General features: G+C 41.3%; 16 protein-coding genes. 15 read left to right on the top strand and 1 reads right to left on the bottom strand.

Annotation, left to right across the window (positions count from 1 at the left end):
* The first annotated feature begins 45 nt into the window (after positions 1-45).
* The 12 genes from G608_RS0104635 to G608_RS0104580 all read left to right on the top strand — a co-directional run bounded on the left by G608_RS0104635 (position 46) and on the right by G608_RS0104580 (position 14,415).
* The gene (locus G608_RS0104635; RefSeq protein WP_081677298.1) at positions 46-1,305 is read left to right on the top strand and encodes a radical SAM protein; all 1,260 of its coding nucleotides are present in this window, start codon (positions 46-48) and stop codon (positions 1,303-1,305) included.
* Between the two features lie 89 nt (positions 1,306-1,394).
* Positions 1,395-2,177 carry a methionine ABC transporter ATP-binding protein gene (locus G608_RS0104630; RefSeq protein ID WP_196810129.1) on the top strand — a complete coding sequence of 261 codons (783 nt, stop codon included), beginning with the start codon at positions 1,395-1,397 and terminating at the stop codon, positions 2,175-2,177.
* Positions 2,174-2,884, top strand: a complete 711-nt coding sequence (locus G608_RS0104625) for a methionine ABC transporter permease (RefSeq protein ID WP_026495055.1) — start codon at positions 2,174-2,176, stop codon at positions 2,882-2,884. The genes G608_RS0104630 and G608_RS0104625 overlap by 4 nt, the downstream gene beginning before the upstream one ends.
* A 168-nt stretch (positions 2,885-3,052) precedes the next feature.
* Positions 3,053-3,967, top strand: coding sequence for a MetQ/NlpA family ABC transporter substrate-binding protein (locus G608_RS0104620; RefSeq protein WP_026495054.1), 915 nt, complete (start codon positions 3,053-3,055; stop codon positions 3,965-3,967).
* A gap of 399 nt (positions 3,968-4,366) precedes the next feature.
* Positions 4,367-5,668, top strand: a complete 1,302-nt coding sequence (locus G608_RS0104615; RefSeq protein ID WP_026495053.1) for an O-acetylhomoserine aminocarboxypropyltransferase/cysteine synthase family protein — start codon at positions 4,367-4,369, stop codon at positions 5,666-5,668.
* Between the two features lie 85 nt (positions 5,669-5,753).
* A complete protein-coding gene (locus G608_RS0104610; protein WP_026495052.1) occupies positions 5,754-6,281 on the top strand; it encodes a carboxymuconolactone decarboxylase family protein in 528 nt (175 codons plus the stop codon).
* A gap of 66 nt (positions 6,282-6,347) precedes the next feature.
* The gene (locus tag G608_RS0104605; protein ID WP_026495051.1) at positions 6,348-7,154 is read left to right on the top strand and encodes a mycofactocin-coupled SDR family oxidoreductase; all 807 of its coding nucleotides are present in this window, start codon (positions 6,348-6,350) and stop codon (positions 7,152-7,154) included.
* 133 nt (positions 7,155-7,287) lie between these two features.
* A complete protein-coding gene (gene cysK, locus G608_RS0104600; protein ID WP_026495050.1) occupies positions 7,288-8,223 on the top strand; it encodes a cysteine synthase A in 936 nt (311 codons plus the stop codon).
* 221 nt (positions 8,224-8,444) lie between these two features.
* The gene (locus G608_RS0104595; protein ID WP_026495049.1) at positions 8,445-9,341 is read left to right on the top strand and encodes a LysR family transcriptional regulator; all 897 of its coding nucleotides are present in this window, start codon (positions 8,445-8,447) and stop codon (positions 9,339-9,341) included.
* Positions 9,342-9,363: 22 nt separating this feature from the next.
* Positions 9,364-10,587, top strand: coding sequence for a hypothetical protein (locus G608_RS0104590; RefSeq protein ID WP_026495048.1), 1,224 nt, complete (start codon positions 9,364-9,366; stop codon positions 10,585-10,587).
* Between the two features lie 72 nt (positions 10,588-10,659).
* Complete coding sequence (locus G608_RS22205) at positions 10,660-12,540, top strand: DUF3298 and DUF4163 domain-containing protein (protein ID WP_051208833.1); 1,881 nt, start codon at positions 10,660-10,662, stop codon at positions 12,538-12,540.
* 60 nt (positions 12,541-12,600) lie between these two features.
* On the top strand, positions 12,601-14,415 hold the full coding sequence (locus G608_RS0104580; protein ID WP_026495047.1) for a hypothetical protein: 1,815 nt from the start codon (positions 12,601-12,603) through the stop codon (positions 14,413-14,415).
* A gap of 71 nt (positions 14,416-14,486) precedes the next feature.
* Here the strand turns inward: G608_RS0104580 and G608_RS0104575 are convergent, their stop codons facing one another.
* Entirely contained in the window at positions 14,487-15,350 is an 864-nt protein-coding gene (locus tag G608_RS0104575; RefSeq protein WP_026495046.1) for a DegV family protein, read from the bottom strand.
* 175 nt (positions 15,351-15,525) lie between these two features.
* On the opposite strand from G608_RS0104575, the gene G608_RS0104570 reads away from it, so the two are divergent.
* From G608_RS0104570 to G608_RS0104540, 3 genes are all read left to right on the top strand, one after another.
* Positions 15,526-16,692: a hypothetical protein gene (locus G608_RS0104570; protein WP_026495045.1), complete on the top strand. Its 1,167-nt coding sequence runs from the start codon at positions 15,526-15,528 to the stop codon at positions 16,690-16,692.
* 200 nt (positions 16,693-16,892) lie between these two features.
* Positions 16,893-19,625 carry a leucine-rich repeat domain-containing protein gene (locus G608_RS22800; protein ID WP_081677297.1) on the top strand — a complete coding sequence of 911 codons (2,733 nt, stop codon included), beginning with the start codon at positions 16,893-16,895 and terminating at the stop codon, positions 19,623-19,625.
* A 32-nt stretch (positions 19,626-19,657) separates the two neighbouring features.
* Positions 19,658-21,688 carry a leucine-rich repeat protein gene (locus tag G608_RS0104540; protein ID WP_207637677.1) on the top strand — a complete coding sequence of 677 codons (2,031 nt, stop codon included), beginning with the start codon at positions 19,658-19,660 and terminating at the stop codon, positions 21,686-21,688.
* Positions 21,689-21,763 lie beyond the last annotated feature (75 nt).

Genomic DNA, 21,763 nt, shown 5'->3' with positions numbered 1-21,763 from the left:
ATTCGTATCATCTGAAATAAGTAAATAGATAGGTTGGTGATTTAAATGATTATCAGAACGGCATTCGCCACCAGCGACGGAGTAAGTGTAGACAGACATTTCGGCGCTGCGGAGAGATTTGACATATATGAAATAAATACTGAAGAAGATGATTACAAAAGAGTTGAGATCAGACAGGTTGAGAGAGCCTGCCTTGATCACAAGCATCATGACGAGCGAATGGATGCCGTTACAGAGACAATTGACGACTGTCATGCAGTATTTGCAGAGTGCAGCGGAAACGGTGCAAGAACTGTACTTGAGAGAAAGCAGGTTCAGGCCATCGATGTGGACAGACCGGTAATCATGGTTCTTGATAACATCCTTCACGGAAAAGTTAAACTCATTGATTCAAGATATACAGAGGTCGAAAAGCCCAGGAAAAATCTGAATTTCCAGCATCTTCAGAAAAAGCACCCCTGCATGAGCGGTGGGGCAAACATGACAGCCGGAAGAATTCATCTTCCCGTCAGTCCTTCCTGCAACATTCAGTGCAAATTCTGCACTCGCCGTTTTGATAAGTCACTTATACGACCCGGCGTCAGCTCTCTGGTATTAAAGCCACAGGAGGCAGTGGAAACAATTAAGAGAGCAAAGGAATTATGCCCTGAGCTTTCTGTTGTTGGAATCGCAGGCCCCGGTGATACGCTGGCAACTGATTCAGCCCTTGAAACCTTTGCTTTGGTAAAGAAGGAATATCCCGAGCTTATAAGCTGCCTTTCAACCAATGGCTTCTGCCTTCCCAAAAAGGTGGACAGGATTGCCGAGATTGGAATCGAGACAATAACAGTTACTGTCAATGCCATCGATCCTGAGATCGAGGCACAGATCAACGAGTTTGTCATCGATGAAAACGGCGTAAAGCATGAGGGTATCGAGGGAGCAGAGCTTCTTATAAAAAATCAGCTTGAAGGAATAAAGCGTGCTGTAGAGCTGGGAATAGTTGTTAAGATCAACAGCGTTATGGTTCCCGGTATCAACAGTTCACATATAGAAGAGGTTGCAAAAAAGGTCTCCGAGCTTGGGGCTTCAATTCTTAATATCATTCCTCTTATTCCGCAGAATGGAATGGCTGATATACCGGCACCTACCTGCCACGAGCTTGAAGAGGTAAGACAGAGAGCAGGAAGATATATTGAAGTTTTCAGACACTGCCAGCACTGCAGAGCAGATGCTCTTGGAATTCCGGGATCAGGAAAAGACCTTCACACAGAGCTTTATAAAGGTAGAACAGAGGAGGTGGCTGAGACCTTCAGTCACGGTTAAGACTATAGCAAACGTCAAAAAGTATTTGCCGTTTACTTTAAAAGACATAAAGGGGAAATGCCCGGAAAATCCGGTCATGAAAGATAATTATGAGTTATGTCGAAATAGAAAATTTACAAAAAACATATATCGTTCGGGGAGAAGCTTTAGAGGTTCTAAAGGGCATAGATTTGGAGGTCGAGCAGGGTGAGATTTACGGCATCATCGGTTTTAGCGGCGCAGGAAAATCTACCCTCGCAAGATGCATCAACAGGCTTGAAACACCAAATGGCGGTTCCATAAAGGTTGGAGGAGTGGACATCCTCTCGCTTGATAAAAAACAGCTCCTTGAGGAGAGAAGAAAAATAGGAATGGTTTTCCAGAATTTCAATCTCTTTGATTCAAGAACCGTGTACAGGAATATTGCATATCCTCTGGAGGTCAGCGGTTTTCCAAAGAACAAGATAAAGGAAAGAGTTCTTGAAACCGCAGAGCTTGTGGGACTATCCGACAAGCTGGATGCATATCCCGGAGGTTTATCCGGCGGACAAAAGCAGAGAGTTGGAATAGCAAGGGCACTGGTCAATAAGCCTAAGCTCCTTCTTTCAGATGAAGCCACATCGGCCTTAGATCCACAGACCACGATTCAGATCCTTGATCTTTTAAAGGAAATAAATAAAAAGGCAGGCATAACGATCCTGATGATAACCCATGAGCTTGATGCCATCAGATACAGCTGTAACAGAATGGCAGTTCTCGAGGAAGGGAAGATCATCGAGAAAGGAACAGTTGCAGGAATTTTCAATAATCCTAAGAGCAGGACAGGAGAACTGTTCGCCAAGGTATTTAATGAGTTCCAAAATATCAGCCTGTCGGAGGGAGCCGGAATATGAGTTTACTTGATTCATCTTTATGGGATGTTATCAAAGCTTCCTTCAATCCTGATATTTGGAAGGAGCTTGTAACACCTGTCGGAGAGACAATTTACATGACAGTCATATCGTCACTTATAGTTTTGGTATTTGGAATATTACTTGGAATTTTTCTTACTATTACAAGCCCTGATGGACTGCTTCCGCTGACGGCGCCTTATGTGACCGCAGGATGGATCATTAACGTCCTTCGATCACTCCCTCAGATGGTAATGATAATACTGATGATACCTGTTGCAAGACTTATATTTGGAAAATCCTACGGCACCAATGCATGTATCATCGCCATATCAGCCAGCTGCATTCCTATGTATGCACGAATTGTTGAGAGCTCGCTTTTGGAAATAGGAAAGGGAAAAATTGAGGCAGCCAAATCCATAGGAAGCACGAATTTTCAGATAATCACCAAGGTGATCATCCCCGAAACATTGCCCGGTCTCATAAGAGGCTTCACGGTGGCGGTCATTTCCGTCATTTCCATGACAGCCCTGGCCGGAATGTTCGGGGCAGGAGGAATCGGCGACATAGCCGTAAGATTCGGATACCAGAGATTCCAGCATGACAGGCTCTTCGCCTGCGTATACATTCTTGTAATCCTTGTTCAGCTGACACAGGGGATTGGAAATCTCGTATCAAACAGAATACTTAAAACCAGAAATCTACTCTAAGGCCTTCCCCATAAAGAAGGGTGAAGCCTAAAGCCTTCCCCATTTCCAAGGGGGAAGGTGTCAGCGAAGCTGACGGATGAGGGTTAATGAGGGTTAATATGGTTCTTCCGCTTTTTAAGCGATAAGAATAGACACTAAACGCTAAGCACATTTAAGGAGGAAAAACACATGAAAAAAAGGACACTATCTATCATTCTCACAACAGTAACAGCTTTATCAGTTCTTGCAGGCTGCGGAAAGAGCGCAGGGGATAAGGCAGAGGCAGCAGCAACTGTAGCTGAAGATCAGGCTGAAGCTACTGATGAAGCATCAGAGGAAGTATCAGATGAGGAAGTTGCAACAGCAGATGCTTCCGAGGGAGAAACTGTGGTACTTAAGGGTATCGTAGATCTGGTACCTCACTCAGAGATCATCGAGTATGTTAAGCCCAAGCTTGCTGAGCAGGGAATTGAGATTGATCTTGTTGCTACGGCAGCAGATTCAACTACCAATGAGAAGTTAAATGCAGGGGAGATAGACTTTAACTATTTCCAGCATGATCCCTATCTTCAGTCAGAGATTGAAGCAAACGGATATGATCTTGTGGATGCAGGTGATATCCATGTTGAGCCCATCACCGCTTATTCAGATAAGTACACATCCAAGGATGAGATAAAGGAAGGCGACGTAGTAGCTATTCCTAACGATGCTACAAATGAGTATCGTGCCCTTAGAATCTTAGAGCAGAACGGATTTATAAAGCTGGCTGACGGCGTAGAGGATTCACTTAGCGCTTCCGTTTCGGATATTGAAGAGTACTCGGTTCAGCTTGAGATTGTAGAGCTTGATTCAGCTCAGATCATTCCTACCAAGGATGACTACGACTTCTTTATCACAAACACAAATAAGGCTCTTGAAGCAGGCATTGATTCAGCTAAGCTTTTCAGTGAAGGTGCAGACAGCCCATATGCTAACATCATCGCTGTAAGAACTGAGGATAAGGACAACCCGGCAATCAAGGCCCTTGTTGAGGCTCTTCTTGATGAGGATACTCAGAAGTTTATTGAAGATAAGTACAATGGTGCGGTTATTCCTGTTAAGTGATAACCTTAGGTTTATCGCTCACGAAAACTATTACTTATCACTAAACCTATTGACGCAGTAGGTAAATATGAGTTAACATTAGCACATAGAAAACAACAGGAAATAAACTAACAAAAGTAAGGAGAAATGTGCAATGTTTAACTTATCATCTGTAAAAGTAAATATGATGTGTTGTCGAATGTCGGACTTCCGGGCATGTGAAATGGCTGGTGTGCGGTCTTGTCGACTTATGCATCAGATGTACTGATAGAGGATAAGAAAAGACAATTCTCTAGAGTAGCAAACCATTAGCCCGGAGCTTTTCAGTTAAAAGCACCGGGCTATTTTTTTACTTACAGGTTATCGAATTTTGGAAAGAACAAACTACAACAAAAGAATTAATTTAGTGGAGGAAAAAGTATGTCAAGAGAAAACAGTTTTAGCGCAAAAGCAATCAGAGCAGGATATGATCCGAAGGATCACTTCAATTCAGTTAACCCGCCAATATATCAGACAGCATCCTTCGATCTTCTTGATATCGATAGAACAAGACGTCTTTGGACAGGAGCTGAGGCCGGAGGAATTTACTCAAGAGTGGGTAATCCCACAGGAGCAATCCTTGAAGCCAGAATTGCAGAGCTTGAGGGCGGAAAAGCAGCTGTTGCACTTTCCTCAGGAATGGCTGCAATCACATATACTCTTCTGCTTCTCGGACAGGGTGGTGGAAACATCGTATCAGGTTCATCACTTTACGGAGCAGCAATGCTGAACCTTATAAAGTTCCTTCCCAAGTACGGAATTACAACCAAGTTTGTAGAGGACAGAAATAACCCTGCAGCGTACGAGGAACTTATCGATGAGAACACCAAGGCAATTTACCTTGAATCCATCAGCAATCCAAATGCAGAGCTTTACGACATAGATGCTATCTCTGAGGTTGCACATAAATACGGAGTTCCTGTAGTAGTTGATAACACTGTTGCAACTCCTTATCTGTACAGACCTTTTGAGCACGGTGCAGACATTGTTGTTTACTCAGCGACTAAAGAAATAAACGGACATGGCAATGTGATCGCAGGTCTTGTAGTTGAAAAGGGTGACTTTCCATTCGATGAGAAGAAATATCCGCAGTTCTATGAGAAGGAATGGAAGATGAGAGATCTTCAGGATAACAAGAGAAGCGCAGTTGAGTTCATTCCCGGCGCTCCGGTTATCGCATCTCTTAAGATTTTCTTTACAGAGTTCTTCGGTGGAGCCCTCGGTTCCTTCGAGTCCTATCTGGTACTCCAGGGATTGTCAACGCTTACTGTTCGCCTTGATAAGAAGCTTCAGACTACAAGGAAAATCGTAGAATTTCTTGAAAGCAGAGATGAGGTTGAGTGGGTGAGATATCCTTACGCAAAGGGCAGCCAGTACAAAGAGCTTGCTGACAGAGACTTCCCTAAGGGCCCCGGCGCACTTCTTTCCTTTGGCTTTAAGGGCACAAGAGAGCAGGAAGGTATTTTCATAAAGTCTCTTAAGAACTTCTCTTACCATGTAAACATCGGAGATGTGAGATCACTAATCACCAATCCTCCGGAAAATACACATACAGAGCTTGAGCCTGAATACCACAAGCTTGCAGATATTCCGAAGAACCTCATCAGACTTTCAATCGGTCTTGAGGACGCAGAGGACCTAATCGCAGATCTTGAGCAGGCATTTGAGAAGGCTTTTGCCTGATTAAAGCCTTCTCCTCCTTAAGGGGGAGAAGGTGGCACGAAGTGCCGGATGAGGGGGAGAAAAATAACAAATCGGAGGAATAACCATGGCATACATATCACAACTTAAATACGAAAACGCACCGGAGAAGACAAAGAAAGTAATTGATGAATGGGTAAAGGAACATGGTCCCCTTACCAACATGAAGGAGACACTTATCCATTCCTTACCGGCCTTCCATGCACTTATGGAATGGTTCCCGTTAGAGGAAGATATTGAGAGCTTCCTGGGAGAGAGAGCTGTTAATTTTTTTTGCTATGCAATATCGACAACCAACGACTGCCTTCTTTGCAGCGTGTTTTTCAAAAAGATACTGGATGATGCGGGAATCGACTTTGAGACCTTTGATTTCACGGAGGAAGAGAAGATTCTGATAGATTACGGACGAGCAATTGTTAAGGATGCAAATGGCATACCGCCGGAGATTTTTGACAGGCTTCATGAAAAGTGGAATGAGGAACAGATAGTATCCATCACTGCATTTGCAACAATTATGATCGCCACCAATATCATTAACAAGACGTTGCAGATAGAGCTGGATGAGGAGCTTATCCCTTATTCAAAGAGAAAATAAAGAAAAGGTTTGTCTGCTTTTATTATGGAAAAAGAGGAGTGAAGCAGACAGCCAAAGGAGGAGTATATGGCTAAGGAGTTTGATAATAAAACGATTTTTATAACAGGTGCTGCAAAGGGTCAGGGAAGAGCAGTAGCTTTGGCTTTCGCAGAGGAAGGCGCAAATATCATAGCCTTCGATTTGGGGGAGAGAATTCCATATCCCGCATACAACAGATCATCCAATGACGATCTGGAAAAGCTTAAGAGTGATGTGGAGGCTGCCGGCGGAAAGATACTTATATATGCAGGCGATGTTAGAAAAGCAGAGGATCTTAAGGAAGCGGTAGACCGTGGAGTCAAGGAATTTGGCGGTATCGATATTCTTTTCAGTAATGCCGGAATTGCTGCTTATGGCTATTCCTGGGAGCTGACTGAGGAGCAGTGGGATGCACTTATAGATGTTAATCTTAAGGGCGGATTTTTGGCATCAAAATATGTTATTCCTCACATGATCGAGAAAAAGAGCGGAGTAATCATTTACAACTCATCTGTTGGCGGACTTCGCGGCTTTAATCGCATGAGTCATTACTCAGCATCAAAGCATGGTCTTGTGGGCCTTACAAAATCCCAGGCAATTGAGCTTGCACCTTACGGAGTGCGAGTAGTATCACTGCATCCTACAGGAGTTAATACTCCCATGAATGATGGTCTTGCTGAGCTTGAGGGAACAACTGCAATTGAGATAGCAGAGAGATCTGCCGGCAACCTTTTAAAGACACCATGGCTGGAGACAGAGGACATCGTAGAAGCTGTAAAGTACATTGCCAGTGACAGAGCAAGATATCTGACTGGAAGCCAGTTTGTCCTTGATGCAGGACTTCTGACCAGATAGAGGTCTAAGTAAAACTTATATCTGGCAATTAGTTTTACTTGTTTTTACAAAACATTGCCATGTGCTACCATAATATCAACAACAAAGAACAAAGCCGAGTTACATAAATCAAAAGTATTGGAGGAGAACGAAAATGGCACAGATTAAAGAAAGCGCACTTGAACTTATTGGAAAGACACCACTTCTTAAATTAAATGGATATAGCAAAAATGCAGGAGTTACAAATGCAACAATCTTAGCAAAGCTTGAGTACTTAAATCCTGCAGGATCAGTTAAGGACAGAATCGCCCTTGCCATGATCGAGGAAGCAGAAAAGAGCGGAAAGCTTAAGCCCGGCGCAACAATTATTGAGCCTACATCAGGTAACACAGGAATCGGACTTGCAGCAGTAGCAGCAGCTAAGGGCTACAAGGCAATCCTTACACTTCCTGATACCATGAGTGTTGAGAGAAGAAATCTTCTTAAGGCATACGGCGCAGAGCTGGTGCTTACAGAAGGCGCTAAGGGAATGAAGGGAGCAATTGCAAAGGCTGAGGAGCTTGAGAAGGAAATCGAAGGAGCAGTAATCCTCGGACAGTTCGTAAATCCTGCAAACCCTGCAGTACATAAAGCAACAACAGGTCCCGAGATCTGGGAGCAGACAGACGGTAAGGTTGATGTGTTTATCGCAGGCGTTGGTACCGGCGGAACAATCACAGGTGTAGGCGAATACCTTAAGGAGCAGAATCCTAATGTTAAGGTTATCGCAGTTGAGCCCGCATCAAGCCCCGTTCTTTCACAGGGTACTTCAGGAGCTCACAAGATTCAGGGTATCGGCGCAGGCTTCGTACCGGATGTTCTTAACACCAAGGTATACGACGAAGTAATCGCTATTGAAAACGAAGATGCTTTCGAAGAAGGCAGAAGATTTGCACATTCCGAAGGTATTCTTGTAGGCATCTCATCCGGTGCAGCCCTTAAGGCAGCAAGAATTCTTTCAGAGAGAGAAGAGTACAAGGGAAAGAACATAGTAGTTCTCCTTCCTGACTCAGGAGACAGATATCTGTCCACACCACTTTTTGCAAACTAAGCAAACTTACTAAGATAACATACAGACATCTCATACTGCCAAAGAGATGTTTTTGCCAAAGCTCAGTATGCCACTGAGTAAATCTAAATAATCCTTCCTACTACAATAAGCTGTAATATGGTATCATGTGATGATAGGGGAGAAAGGTCATAATGCGATAATGCTTGCATAAATCGCATTATGAATTTGATCCTCGTATCATCCTAGGAGGTGCTCCTATAATGACCATATTACAGCTTAAATATGTTATTGCAATAGATGAAGAATGCTCCATGCGAAAAGCTGCTGACAGACTCTATGTTTCGCAGCCTGGACTTTCCAGTGCAGTCAGAGATCTTGAGAGCGAGCTGGGCATTCAGATTTTTGAAAGAGTACATAACGGCGTCGTGACTACCGCAGCCGGAGCCTCTTTTATTGCCTACGCAAGAAGTGCGGTAGAGCAGTTTGAGAAGGTCGAGAATAAGTATCTTAGCGGCAAAGGACACAAGCCCACATTTTCCGTATCTATGCAGCATTACACAATCGCTGTTAATGCATTTATCGAGACCGTCAGAGAGTATGACCTTGAGGAGTATCAGTTTTCCATCAGAGAGACCCAGACCGGCGAGGTTATAGAAGATATCAAGACCTTGAAAAGTGAAGTTGGGGTAATCGCCCTCAGCGACTTTAATAAGAGCACTTTTAAAAAGGTTTTTGCAGACGCATCATTAGAATTCCACGAGTTATTCACTAGAAATACCTATGTTTATTTAAGAAAAGATCATCCTCTTGCAGACAGAGATGAGCTGTCCTTGGAGGATCTTCAGGATTATCCCTGCATGGTTTTTGATCAGGGTGACAATACCTCCTTCTATTACAGAGAGGAGGCCCTTGCAACCTATGATTACAAGAAGGTTATCAGTACCAACGAGAGAGCCACATCCGTTGAGCTTATGCTTGGACTTGACGGCTACGCAGTAGGTGCTGCCATGCTTGGAGACAGCCTTAATTCCGCAGATTTAAAAGCTGTTAAGCTTAAGGAAGAGGAGCCCCTGACCTTCGGATATATCACAAGAAAGGGAACTACCTTAAGCGAAATGGCCCAGACTTTTGTAGATAAACTGGAAAGCGTTAAATAGGCAAATAGTAGGGGGAAGTATTATGAGGAAAAGAATATTTGCAGGTGCACTGGTTGTTATGACGGCAGCAGCGATGGCTATGTCAGGGTGTGGTGCTAAAGGTAATTCAGACGAGAATTCATCCGGGCTGATTAAGGAGAAATTGCAGGATATCAGTGAAGAAAATACTGATGAAAATGAGAACGGTGAGTCAGAGAATGCGACTCCTGAGGCATCTGAATCAGACGCTGATAGTGAGAAAAATGCTGAGGATTCCGCTGCTGCAGAAGCTCAAAATGCAACAGGGACTGGTGATAGCAATCCCTCTGAAACTACAGATAGCGAAGATGCAAGTAGTTCCTCTGAAGCTACAGCCAGCGATGTTTCTACTGGCGATAAGCTTGCATCAAGCACCATAACCGATGATGATCTGTATGCCATCTTAGATAATGTTGCATCCACTACCGGGGCTGCATCAGGTGATATCAGATACAACTGTATCGATGATTTTGACGGGGACGGAACCTTTGAAGGCTTTGTTTTTGTAGGAGCTGAACCGGACGACATGAACTGGTGCGAAGGAACCGTTTACTTTGCAAGCAGTGACAAATGCGATGAGGTTTTCAAAGGAACACTTTACTACAACGATAATGAAAGTGTTTTCAGATATATGGACTGCACAAGTAGAAGGTTTGCACTTTTTAATGAAGCCTATGTGACAGCGCTGGTATCCCATATTTACTATGTTGATGGGGATAAGCCAGTAGAATCCGCTATTTCAGGAATTGGTGATTTCTATGTGGGAGAGGATCCTACTGAGATAAACATGACACTTAGTGCTTACGACAACTTCTGCGATTTTACAGAAGGCGACGAGTCATCCTACATGTGGACAGGTCATACCTGGAAGCCTTACTACTTCCACTATGATGAGAGCAGCAGGGATTACAAGGAGTACGGAGCTGTCAGCATTTCAGAGGATGAGCTGGCTGAAATTGTAGGAACTGATCTGGTATCTGAGATAAAGTCTGAGGGTTATCAGGTTGATAACATCTATAAGAGAGAAAACGGCCTTGTTAATGTGAATTACTCAAAGGTTGTAAATAATGATGATGGTACCTTAAGTGTCACCTACAAAAATGCCACCTTTGATGAGAAGACCGGAAAGTATGCAGATCCCTGGGGCGATGGAGGGGGCACCTGGCAGGAGTCTGACTACGGCGGAATATATGAGATGTCAGTTAGTTCGGGAGCTGTTATGTATTAAAGGCATCACCGTGATAATTCACGTTTGCAGACGGCGCTGAACCCGGATATCAGTGTCTTATGAGGAGGGAAAATGTATAAAGGGAGAGATCTATTTCTTAAGAGAATTCTGGCATTAGCTATGGCAGGCTCTTTAGTGCTGTCTTCCGGCTGTGGTAACGGAGCATCCAAGCAGACAGGTGGCGGTACTGATGATCAGGCTCAGCAAAGCGCTGAAAGCACTGACGATGGAGCTGAGGTACCCACTAAAAAGAGTGGCGAAGATACGGACAGCGCAGCAACTACTGATGACGCAGAAGCATCAGACACTGCAGATTCAGATACCGGTGAAGCGCCTGCCGATGATGCATCTTCTTTAAATTCAGACAGCGATTCCGCTTCATCCACAGAACAATTGGAAAGCATTGACTACACCTACAAGAATTTCCCCATGGAGCTTTCCAGGGATTATACAGGTATAGCCAGTGGTAATTACTATACAGTTACCCTTGAAAAGAATGTAAAGGATAAATATCCAAAGCTTCAGGAAGCGCTGGATAATACAAGTGATGCCCTTAAGGCAGACGTAAGCAGCTTTTTCTCTGATAATATCGATGAGATAAATGAGGTTTACGAAAATGGATGGGGAGTGGGCTTTGAGAGTGACCACGATATGTATCCCGTCAGATCCGACAGTAAAGTGGTCTCAATTCTGATGGCAGATTACACATACATGGCAGGGGCCCATGGTGTCACAGGCTTTACCGGCTACAATTTTGATCCTGCTACAGGAGAGAGCATTCTTTTTGAAGATGTTGTAAAAAAGACAGATGGCCTTCCGGAGGTCATCGTTGATGAGCTTATAAAACAAAATGATGATCTTAAGGATTATTTTGGTGATCTTGGCTCAGATAAAGAAAACCTTCTTTCCGGAATTCCCGACAGATTTAAAAATAACGGAAGAATGCTGTCATGGGTCATTGATTATGATGGAATCGTGCTGCATTTTGAAGACTATGCCATGGGCAGCTACGCTATAGGAACCCAGTCGGTTAAGCTTAAGTTTGCGGACTATCCTGATTTTTTCACAGATACCTATAATAACTATGAAGGTGCAGAAATCCCTGTCATAGCTGAAATCGCGAGAGAGCTTAAGGAAGAGGATAAGGAAATTATTGATGCTTCTACCATTAAGCCTACAGAGAAAAAAGTTCAAAAGCGCGAAGAGGATATTTTATTTGAGGAAAGCGGCGGTGAAGACTGGTGGTATCATGCAACAGTGCATAATCCCGGTTGGAGCGCATGGAGTGCTGAGGGAATAGATACAGACCCGGGAACGCCTTCTTTTGACCTTAAAGAAATTTCATCCTACACCACAGACTGGATAAACGAAGACAAATGGGCTGCGGAAAAAGGCATAAGACTTCCCAATACTCTGCCCTATACAGATGATACCTACAACTACAGCGCAATCAATAATGCTGAGGGCGGCGAGCTTTCTTTGACCGTATACAATCATGTGGACCAGACCTTGTGCGGAATTTTCTATTTTGATGAATTTGTAACTCCGCCGGATCAGGGCACAGGCTTGTTCGCTGATTTCACAGAGCCGGGCATTGATTATGCGGAAGTAAAGGATGGTATTCTTTACGTGGCTTTGGGTCACAGAACCTATGCTGCAGCGAATCCGCATAAATCCTACATTGTGGCAATAGACACCACCACCGGCGAAACACTTTGGAGAAGTGAAGATCAGGTTTGCGGATCCCACAATTTTGTTTTTGAAGGTGATAGCATAATCTGCGGCTATGGCTTTACCGATGAGCCTGATTATATTTATATCATTAACAGGAAAAACGGTAAGACTCAGAAGCAGATCAAGGTTAAGTCTGCACCATATTATTTCGTACCACAGGAGGATCAGCTTTACGTTATAACCTACAATACAGAGTATCTGTATTCGATTGAAAAGTAAAAATGGAAAAGTAAATTAGAGGCGCTTTTTACTTAATGAAGTTTTATGAGGGGAAATATTATGAATAAGAAAAAGGCAGTGCTGATAAGGATAGGAATACTGGCTATAGCTATTTATCTGTTAAATGGCTGTACTAATACTGCAAAAAACAGTGGTCAGCAGGCTGATCAAAACGAAGAAGCTCAGACAGAATCAGAGGCAAAAGCTGACGATGCAGAAAGCGTGAGCCTCAAAACAGCAGACGATATCAAAGCGTTTGTCACCGGTGAGTGGACCATGTTAAACAATGATACCGGAGAAGACTTTGCCACGCTCACCTTCAAGGATAATGGTGATCTTACATTTACAAGACTGTCAGACGGTGTAAGCTGCGAGGGTCACATTGATTTTCAAAAGAGCGATACAGAGGGAGAAAATCCAGACGGCTACTCAATTCATTTAGATAAGATAGTAGATTTTCTTCCGGAATCAGATCAGGGTATTGATAACAGTGCGGAGACCAGCGGCCTTTTCCATATAGGTATCGCAGAGGGAAAAGACTATTTATATCTCACAGAGCTTGGAAACGGAGATACCTGGATTTCCATAAGTGTCTTTAACACCAGCGACTATTCGGATTTTGACAACTGGTCTTCGGACTGGCTTTTTTACAGAGAAAATGATAAAGCAGGTAACTTCGAGCCGGAGAAGGATAAGGATTTTTATGCCTTTGCCTGGGGAAGAGGACAGGATGGTGAAAAGGTTGAACTTCAGAGGATGGAACCCTACGAGTTTGATACCTTTGAGGAATACACGGACAGAGCCTTTAAAGGTGCATATTTTGGCGAGGTGGACGACCTCAGTGTAAGAAGCTATGAGATAAATGATGATGCCGGCACAGAATACTTTTTTAATGAGAAAAGATTTGAAAACAGGCCGTTATATGTTTACCATGTGTCCACAGATTCAGAAGGAAAGATATCCGAAATAGAAGAGGTGGACAGAAGCTATTTTGGAATGTACGAGCTGGCTAATTTGGAGCATGAGTTCAGCTTTGATGAGACTACATTTTATTATGGTGCAGCCTCCTTCAAGATTCATGATATCGTTCCTGCTTCCACTGCTATAACGGGTTGTCAGAAGGTGGGCGACTTCATAATGGTGGAGTGCCATGTGAATCCGCACTACAGCTGTTACGCATTCTACAGCATATACCGAGGTGAATTTGTTTTCGATATTCTTGGAGCAAATCTCACATGGAAGGACGACGACCTTTCCACTTTAATCTATTCAAGATACAACGAGATTTATGATATTTGGGGCAACTTTGTAGGTAGTGTTCATGAGGGCGAGGTCTACGGTCTTGAGTTTGGAGATGGTGATACTGTAAAGGCTAACTGCTGGATTATAAACGGTGAGAAGGAAGAGGAATTTACGGAAGAATTCGAGTACGAGCTTGTGGATAAGCCCATGTTTGATTATTTCAGATTCCTTCTTAGCTATGACAAGAGCAGCTTATGGAGAGAGTTCAGACAGGAGGCATCAGAAAATGACGGAGCATTTGTGATAGTCAATGCACCTGATTTTATAAAGGAACTGATACCTGAGCCAGATACCTATGTGGAGGGTGCTTTGGATGAGCTTACTGTGGTTCCTCTTTCCGATTATGCCAAGGTAGGTCTTGAAGACGCAGAGCTGGGCGAAGCTGGTAGCGACACTGGAAACAGTGCAGTACAGGAGTTTTCCAAAAACAGTCCCATGAGCTACATTGTAACCGTTCCGGAAGGAATGCCCGTGACAAATCTTATTGTCAGATATAAATCGGGAAAAGAAGTGATCTGGCCTATAGGACAGATTACAGGCAGAACACCGCAAAGATCAACATTTGTAAAGTAGGAAGCTAAAAGAAAACCGTCGCCAATTGTTAAATACAATCCGGCGACGGTTTTAAATTTTCTAGAATCTTTTTATCGCTCTTTTCCCCAGAAGAATAATCCCAGCATTCCGGGACCTACATGCGCTCCTGAGAAGGGCTCATGCTGGCAAATTGTAATGTTGGCAGCAGGATTTACTTCCTTAACCATTTCTGCAAGCTGATTGGCATCCTCAAGGCAGTCGCCATGTGAGATGCAAACTGTCTGATCATCAGTATCCATTCTCTTTTCAGAGTACTTTTTTAAGATGGCCTTAATGGCATTTTTGCGGCCTCTTACCTTGTCGCAGGAGATGATATGACCTGTGCTGTCACCAAAGAGAATAGGCTTGATATTAAGTATGGTACCGATCTGAGCGGTAACTCCGCTTACTCGTCCTGTGTTCTTAAGGAAGTTGAGGTCATCAACTGTGAAATACTGGCAGGCGTGAGGCACGGCTTCATCAAGTATTTTAGCGGCCTCTTTGCAGTCTACACCGTCCTTACTAAGCTTTGCTGCTTTAAGTGCCAGAATTCCGTTACCAAAGCCACATCCATGAGAATCAACTATGTGGATGAAGCAGTCAGGATATTCCTCCATAAGCTCATCGGCGGCTGCGATTGCGGCATTGTAGGTTCCGCTGATTCCTGAGCTCATGGCTATGTAGATTATCTCACCGCCATCCTTGGCAATGGGAGTAAAGTGATCTAAAAACAGAGCAGTATTAAGCAGGCTTGTTTTGATCTTATCGCCATTTTTCAGGCCTTCATAATATTCATGACCATTAAAGTCTTCTATGTCACCTGTGTAGGTCACTAATTCATCATTAACAAGATAACTGCAGGGTAAAAGAGTAATACCGTCTAAAAGCTGCTTTGGAAGATTTGCACATCCGTCTGCAAATACATAAAAACTCACTGCTAATTCCTCCGAATGTCATTCGTTTATCCTTTGATAGTTTATCACATTCAAGGCGTGGCCTGCACAAAAAGTTGTATTATGAAGTGATTTTTTTGTTAGATAAATAACTATGGAAGAAAGAATTATAGTATCATTGATTTGTATATGTCATAAGTTGATAAGGGGGTTGGGTATGGATAAAAAACACAGTTTTTATGGTCATAAGCAGGATGATTTATATTACATCGGTAAGTATATTCTGACAGCGTTATTTGCAATTGCTTTTTGCCTGGTGTTTTTTAGAATTGAGGTGGTGGCAGCTGCTTCCAGCAAGAATATTCCGATATCATCTTCCAATAAGGTAGTAGTTATCAGAACATCTTATGCTACAGGGGAGTTTGATGAATCCTGGGGCGGAGTAATGATGGCTGTGCCTAATAAGGATTCAGATGTCTATGAATTGTATGATGTGGTAATTTGGAGTGACAGAATCAGTCTATATAAGTTCCCGGGGAATATTAATGATGCATTTGACGAATACTATGAAAAGAATGTGCGAGGAAAAGCAGAGTTTTCTCCCGATATGTATGCAAAAAGCTGGAGGGAGTTCAGAGAAACCTGTTGCCTCGATTATGTAATGGTAAAAACATCGGAAGATAATCCTAAACGGAACAGTAGCAGGCGCCTTGCGGCCTATAAATCTTTTTTTAATATAATAAAAGCCAGAACTAATTCAAAACACATAGTGATCAAGTATTCAGGCCACGGAATGGGAACCATGTTCTGCGGTAACCTTAATGACAAAGACACAGTCAAAATCCTGAAATATGGGACAAGGCTTTTCGGAAATAAGTTTTCTGTTATCGATTACGGAACAAACTGTCAATCCGGCATAACATCGGTTCTTAATATGTATAAGGATTATACCGATTACATGATCGTAAGTCAGCTTGATGTTGGAGGCTTTACTTTTGACGATGATGAGGATTGTAAAAAGTTTTATCAGGTAGATACTGATGCAGTATATGACAAAATGTTTGTAAGCGGTGAAACTGCTAAAAACATAGCTCTTAGAATGGCAAATCAGCATGCGATAGAGTGGCAATATGCGGCCAATAATCTGAAGAAGGATAATAATCCTCAATCTGTGACTGTAGTTGATATGGAAGCATATAAAAAACTTCTTAAGATAGCAGGGAAATACTACAAGCCGGGACAGGATCTATACAAGTGTATTAAAAAGGCTGGAAAAAAGTCGGTTTTAAAGAAGTACAACAAGGCAATCATTTTCTACGACAATGATAAGAAGCAGATAGGAAAATGGAAAAAGTTCTACGGAAACGGCATTACGTGTGGATAAAAAATATATATAGGATTTTGCGGGATTATCAGTACGCAAACAATATGTTAATTCAAAGATGCTGTATATAGGGGCAAAATACTGTTGATTAACATAATGTTGTGTTTTTAATATAATTGTGATATTATTTCATTCGGACATGGGGACATATGGGCTCCGTGTCTTTTTTTGCGTTTTTTTAGTATGAAGGAAGGTTGTTTATGAAGAAAAGAAGTTTAGCTGTAGCCTTATTTGTTGTTGCACTGTTTATTTTGGCGTTTGCTAAAAAAGATGTAAATGCATCTGAGCAAACTGGAAAATGCGGTGATAATGCGTTTTATAAGATTGACGGCACAACATTGACTATTTATGGCAGGGGAAGTATATGGAATTACAGTGTTTATAATCTCGCTCCTTGGAGAAATTATGCATTCTCGCATGTACGAATAGAAGATGGAATAAGCTATATAGGAGATAATGCGTTCTACAATACAAGAATGACAAGCATAGAGCTCCCAACAACAATCAAAAGTATAGGGAGAAATGCATTTAATAGTTGTAGCTTGACAAGCATAGAAATTCCGTCATCAGTTACTAGTATTGGGCTTGGTGCTTTTTTTAATTGTGGCAGACTAACTAGCATAGAGATTCCACCATCAGTTAACAGTATTGGGAATGGTGCATTTTATGAATGTATTAGCTTAAAAAGTATAATAATGTCATCATCAATCACATGTATCGAGGCTGAAACATTTAGAGAATGTAAAAGCCTTACAAGTGTGGAAATACCATCATCAGTGACAAGCATAGGAAATAATGCATTCTATGGATGTAGCAGTCTTACAAGCATAGAAATTCCGTCATCAGTGACAAGCATAAGAGATTTTGCATTTAGCGGATGTAAAAGCCTTACAAGTGTGGAGATACCATCATCAGTGACAAGCATAGGAGATTATGCATTTAGCGGATGTAAAAGCCTTACAAGTGTGGAGATACCATCATCAGTGGCAAGCATAGGAGATTATGCATTTAGCGGATGTAAAAGCCTTACAAGTGTGGAAATACCATCATCAGTGACAAGCATAGGAAATAATGCATTCTATGGATGTAGCAGTCTTACAAGCATAGAAATTCCGTCATCAGTGACTAGTATAGGGGATCGAGCATTTTCGGGATGTAATAACATTACAAGCATAAAAATCCCATCATCTAGCACCAGCATAAATAGTGGTGCATTTTCAGGATTGACTGGTCTTACAAGTATAGAAATCCCATCGTCTGTTATAAGCATAGAAGGCTACGCATTCAGCGGATGTAGCAGCCTTACAAGTGTGCAGATACCATCATCCGTGACAAGCATAGGAGATTATGCATTTTCAGGATGTAGTAGCATTACAAGCATAGAAATTCCATCATCAGTGACTAGTATAGGGAATCGAGCATTTTCAGGATGTAGTAGTATTAAAAACTTAAAAATTCCATCATCAAGCACCAGCATAGATAGTGGTGCATTTTCAGGATTAACAGGTCTTACAAGTATAGAAATCCCATCATCAGTGACAAGCATAGGAGATTATGCATTTAGCGGATGCAGCAGCCTGACAAGTGTTGAAATACCATCGTCAGTCACAAGCATAGGGAATTGTGCATTTTCAGGATGTAGTAGCATTACAAGCATAGAAATTCCATCATCAGTGACTAGTATAGGGAATTGTGCATTTTCAGGATGTAGTAGTATTAAAAACTTAAAAATTCCATCATCAAGCACCAGCATAAATAGTGGTGCATTTTCAGGATTGACTGGTCTTACAAGTATAGAAATCCCATCGTCTGTTATAAGCATAGAAGAATATGCATTTAGAGGATGTAGCAGCCTTACAAGTGTAGAGATACCATCATCAGTAACAAGCATAGGGAATTATGCATTTTCAGGATGTAGTAGCATTACAAGCATAGAAATTCCATCATCCGTGACAAGCATAGGAAATAATGCATTTAACGGATGTAGCAGTCTTACAAGCATAGAATTTCCAAAAACAGTCACTGACATCGGGATGTTTGCATTTTACAAGTGTAGAGAACTAACAAGAGTAATAATACCATCAACAGTGACAAACATAGCTAATTCTGCATTTTACGGATGTAGTAGTCTAACAAGTGTGGAGATTCCATCATCAGTTACAGGCATAGGAGATTATGCATTTTACGGATGTAGTAGTCTAACAAGTGTGGAGATTTCATCATCAGTTACAGGCATAGGAGATTATGCTTTTTACGGATGTAGTAGTCTAACAAGAATAGAAGTACCAACAAAAGTAACCAGAATAAGAAATTCTACATTTAGCGGATGCAGCAGCCTGACAAGTGTTGAAATACCATCGTCAGTCACAAGCATAGGAAATTCTGCATTTTCAGGATGTAGTAGTCTGACAAGAATAGAAATTCCATCATCGGTCACCAGTATAGGAGATTCTGCATTTTATAATTGTAGAAGCCTTAATATTATAAAAATTCCAACAACAGTGACTAGCATTGGGGATTCTGTATTTTCTGGATGTAGCGATCTAAAATTAATAGAAATACCAGATGGGGTTGTAGAAAAAACTGGTTTTATTCCATGGAAATATACTACAGCTAAGGTTTTTGAGGGTGACTTATTCTATGAGTTTGATAATAAAGGACAAATTGTTCTTGGTGGAAATGGTGTTTTCACTCTTACAACATTTAAAAGCATAAAAAAAATATCGAAAACAGTCAAAACAATTAGAATTCAAGAAGACTCGGATTTTGAGATAAAAGAAGCTTCTTGGGTATCACTATTTGAAAATATTGAAAAAATTATAAATTATTCAATGACGACAATTACGCTAGAGACAGGAGATGACTATGTCTGGTGGAGTGAAAATGAAAACAATTCAGGGATTATTTTTTCTTTATCCAAAGGGATGGCGTGAAATTCTATTCTGTTTCAGGAACAAAAATGGATATGAATGGAAGTGAATTTTATGGATGTTCGAATCTCAAAAATATAGTTTTACCTTCTAATCTGACAACTATTGGCACATATTCATTCGCATATTGTGATGAATTAGTTAGAATATCTATTCCTAAATCTGTCACAAGCATAGAATCAAATGCTTTTATAAATTGCACTAAACTATCCTTAAGTGATCTTCCGGAGAATATTACGGATATAGGAAGTGGTGCCTTTAAAAATTGTGTGGCATTAAATTTGGATTCCTTACCAAAATGTTTAAAGCGAATTGAATCAAAGGCATTTGAAAAATGTCTGGGAATCAGTATTATTGCTATTCCGGATGGAGTAGAATCAATCGGAGAATCCGCTTTTACAGAGTGTACAGGTATAAAGTCCATAACATTACCTTCTTCACTCAATAGTATTGGGGCTTATGCATTTAAGTTGTGTCCTGAATTGACTCATATTGAGTATTACGGAGACGGCCTAAAATCTCTTGGATATAGAGTGTTTTATGCAGATGCAGTTGATCAGATTGATACTGAAGTGTTAACTAACAATAGACTTCTTTCAACTTACAATTGGAAGACAGATAATAGAAAGCTTGTAGCAGACTATTACATTGTTTCTTATCTATTCTCTGCAAATGAGAGAATCAGATCTGTACAAGTTGATATTAATGGAAAACTCAAAAAGCCTAATATAGAATCAAAATCTGGATATACTATAAGTTCTTGGTATGTAATAACCAGCGATGGAATTGAGAAGGATTGGGATTTCAAAAATGATGTTGTTACATACGATATGGATCTTTATGCAAGATTGGTTCCATATGATTATTCCGTGTCATTTGATTCAAATAGGGGAGATGATTTGGGTATAACGCTTACAGTTACTTATGGAAGCAAATACGGCGAGTTGCCAGAGCTTAATGACAATAAAGGACTGTCGTTTAAAGGATGGTATACAAAAGCAACTGGTGGGGAATTGATTACTGCAGATACAATAGTAAACATAGCAGAAAATCATACTCTATATGCGCATTGGGAAAATGCAGACCAGGATAACAAGCAGAATAACCGTGAAACATGTGAGAAATGTCAGTCAGAAATGATCAAGATAGTAAATCAGGCATATCCGATTTCTGAATCACGTAGATATCTCACATATTACAGATGCAAAGTATGTGGAGACGAATGGACAGTGTTTACATCATTCTGTCCAAGAGACAATATATACTTTGACTTGAAAACAGATAAACTTCCCACAGAGGACGAATATGGTATAAAATACTATGATTCGTGTTTTGGATGGTATGTGCCATATTACATTGAATTTGCATCTGTAAAGCTTAATATGGAATCGATAGATTTGAATGTTGGTGATGAGACGACTATTAGTGCTGATGTTTTACCAAATAAAGTGATAGATCAGAAATTAGAATGGGTGTCTTCCAACGATAGTATTGCAACAGTAGACGAGAATGGTCATGTAATTGCAAAATCAGAAGGACGCGTAAATATTACTGTAAAATTGTCTGGTAGTTCATTCAATGAGTCAGGAAGTTGTGTGTTGACAGTAAAAGAAATTGAGCAGCATGAAAAGGCTGAGACTCAAGAGACTGCTTCAGAGAATAATACGGAGCAGACAAAAGTAGTAGCTGAATCAGATGGACTGGCATCAAATCAAATAATAAAAGATTCAGTTGGTACAACGTATAAAGTTTCTGTTGATGCGACAACAGTTTCAGTTATGGCTGTTCCTAATAAGAAATCAGTAACAATCGATTCAGAGGTTTCGTTGAATGGTAAATCATACCCCATAGTTGAGATTTGTGGTAAAGCTATTTCAGGTAAGAAAGTTCAAAACGTTACTATTGCAGCCAAGAATCTCAAGAAGGTAAATAAGAACGCATTCAAGGGAGCAAAGAAATTAAAGAAGATCACCATTAAAGGCGGAAAGAAAAACGCAAAGATCTCAAAGCAGATTGAGAAAGCAGCAAGAAAAGTAAATAAAAAGTCAAAGGTGATTCTTAAGTAATTATCATTTCCAACTCAGCCCTAGAATTTTCTGGGGCTGAGTTTATAATTGTGTAGCATCTTTTAATAACCCCCC

Source organism: Butyrivibrio sp. WCD3002 (assembly GCF_000424265.1).
In the GTDB taxonomy this organism is placed as follows: domain Bacteria; phylum Bacillota; class Clostridia; order Lachnospirales; family Lachnospiraceae; genus Butyrivibrio.
This window is presented reverse-complemented; position numbering and strand designations above follow the sequence as displayed.

What these genes read in the sequence shown, in the direction of transcription:
- G608_RS0104625 (WP_026495055.1), top strand. Translation starts at nt 2,174, where the DNA reads ATGAGTTTACTTGATTCATCTTTATGGGATGTTATCAAAGCTTCCTTC.
- G608_RS0104540 (WP_207637677.1), top strand. Translation starts at nt 19,658, where the DNA reads ATGAATGGAAGTGAATTTTATGGATGTTCGAATCTCAAAAATATAGTT.
- G608_RS0104620 (WP_026495054.1), top strand. Translation starts at nt 3,053, where the DNA reads ATGAAAAAAAGGACACTATCTATCATTCTCACAACAGTAACAGCTTTA.
- G608_RS22205 (WP_051208833.1), top strand. Translation starts at nt 10,660, where the DNA reads ATGTATAAAGGGAGAGATCTATTTCTTAAGAGAATTCTGGCATTAGCT.
- G608_RS0104570 (WP_026495045.1), top strand. Translation starts at nt 15,526, where the DNA reads ATGGATAAAAAACACAGTTTTTATGGTCATAAGCAGGATGATTTATAT.
- G608_RS0104610 (WP_026495052.1), top strand. Translation starts at nt 5,754, where the DNA reads ATGGCATACATATCACAACTTAAATACGAAAACGCACCGGAGAAGACA.
- G608_RS0104605 (WP_026495051.1), top strand. Translation starts at nt 6,348, where the DNA reads ATGGCTAAGGAGTTTGATAATAAAACGATTTTTATAACAGGTGCTGCA.
- G608_RS0104630 (WP_196810129.1), top strand. Translation starts at nt 1,395, where the DNA reads ATGAGTTATGTCGAAATAGAAAATTTACAAAAAACATATATCGTTCGG.
- G608_RS0104590 (WP_026495048.1), top strand. Translation starts at nt 9,364, where the DNA reads ATGAGGAAAAGAATATTTGCAGGTGCACTGGTTGTTATGACGGCAGCA.
- G608_RS22800 (WP_081677297.1), top strand. Translation starts at nt 16,893, where the DNA reads ATGAAGAAAAGAAGTTTAGCTGTAGCCTTATTTGTTGTTGCACTGTTT.
- G608_RS0104615 (WP_026495053.1), top strand. Translation starts at nt 4,367, where the DNA reads ATGTCAAGAGAAAACAGTTTTAGCGCAAAAGCAATCAGAGCAGGATAT.
- cysK (WP_026495050.1), top strand. Translation starts at nt 7,288, where the DNA reads ATGGCACAGATTAAAGAAAGCGCACTTGAACTTATTGGAAAGACACCA.
- G608_RS0104595 (WP_026495049.1), top strand. Translation starts at nt 8,445, where the DNA reads ATGACCATATTACAGCTTAAATATGTTATTGCAATAGATGAAGAATGC.
- G608_RS0104635 (WP_081677298.1), top strand. Translation starts at nt 46, where the DNA reads ATGATTATCAGAACGGCATTCGCCACCAGCGACGGAGTAAGTGTAGAC.
- G608_RS0104580 (WP_026495047.1), top strand. Translation starts at nt 12,601, where the DNA reads ATGAATAAGAAAAAGGCAGTGCTGATAAGGATAGGAATACTGGCTATA.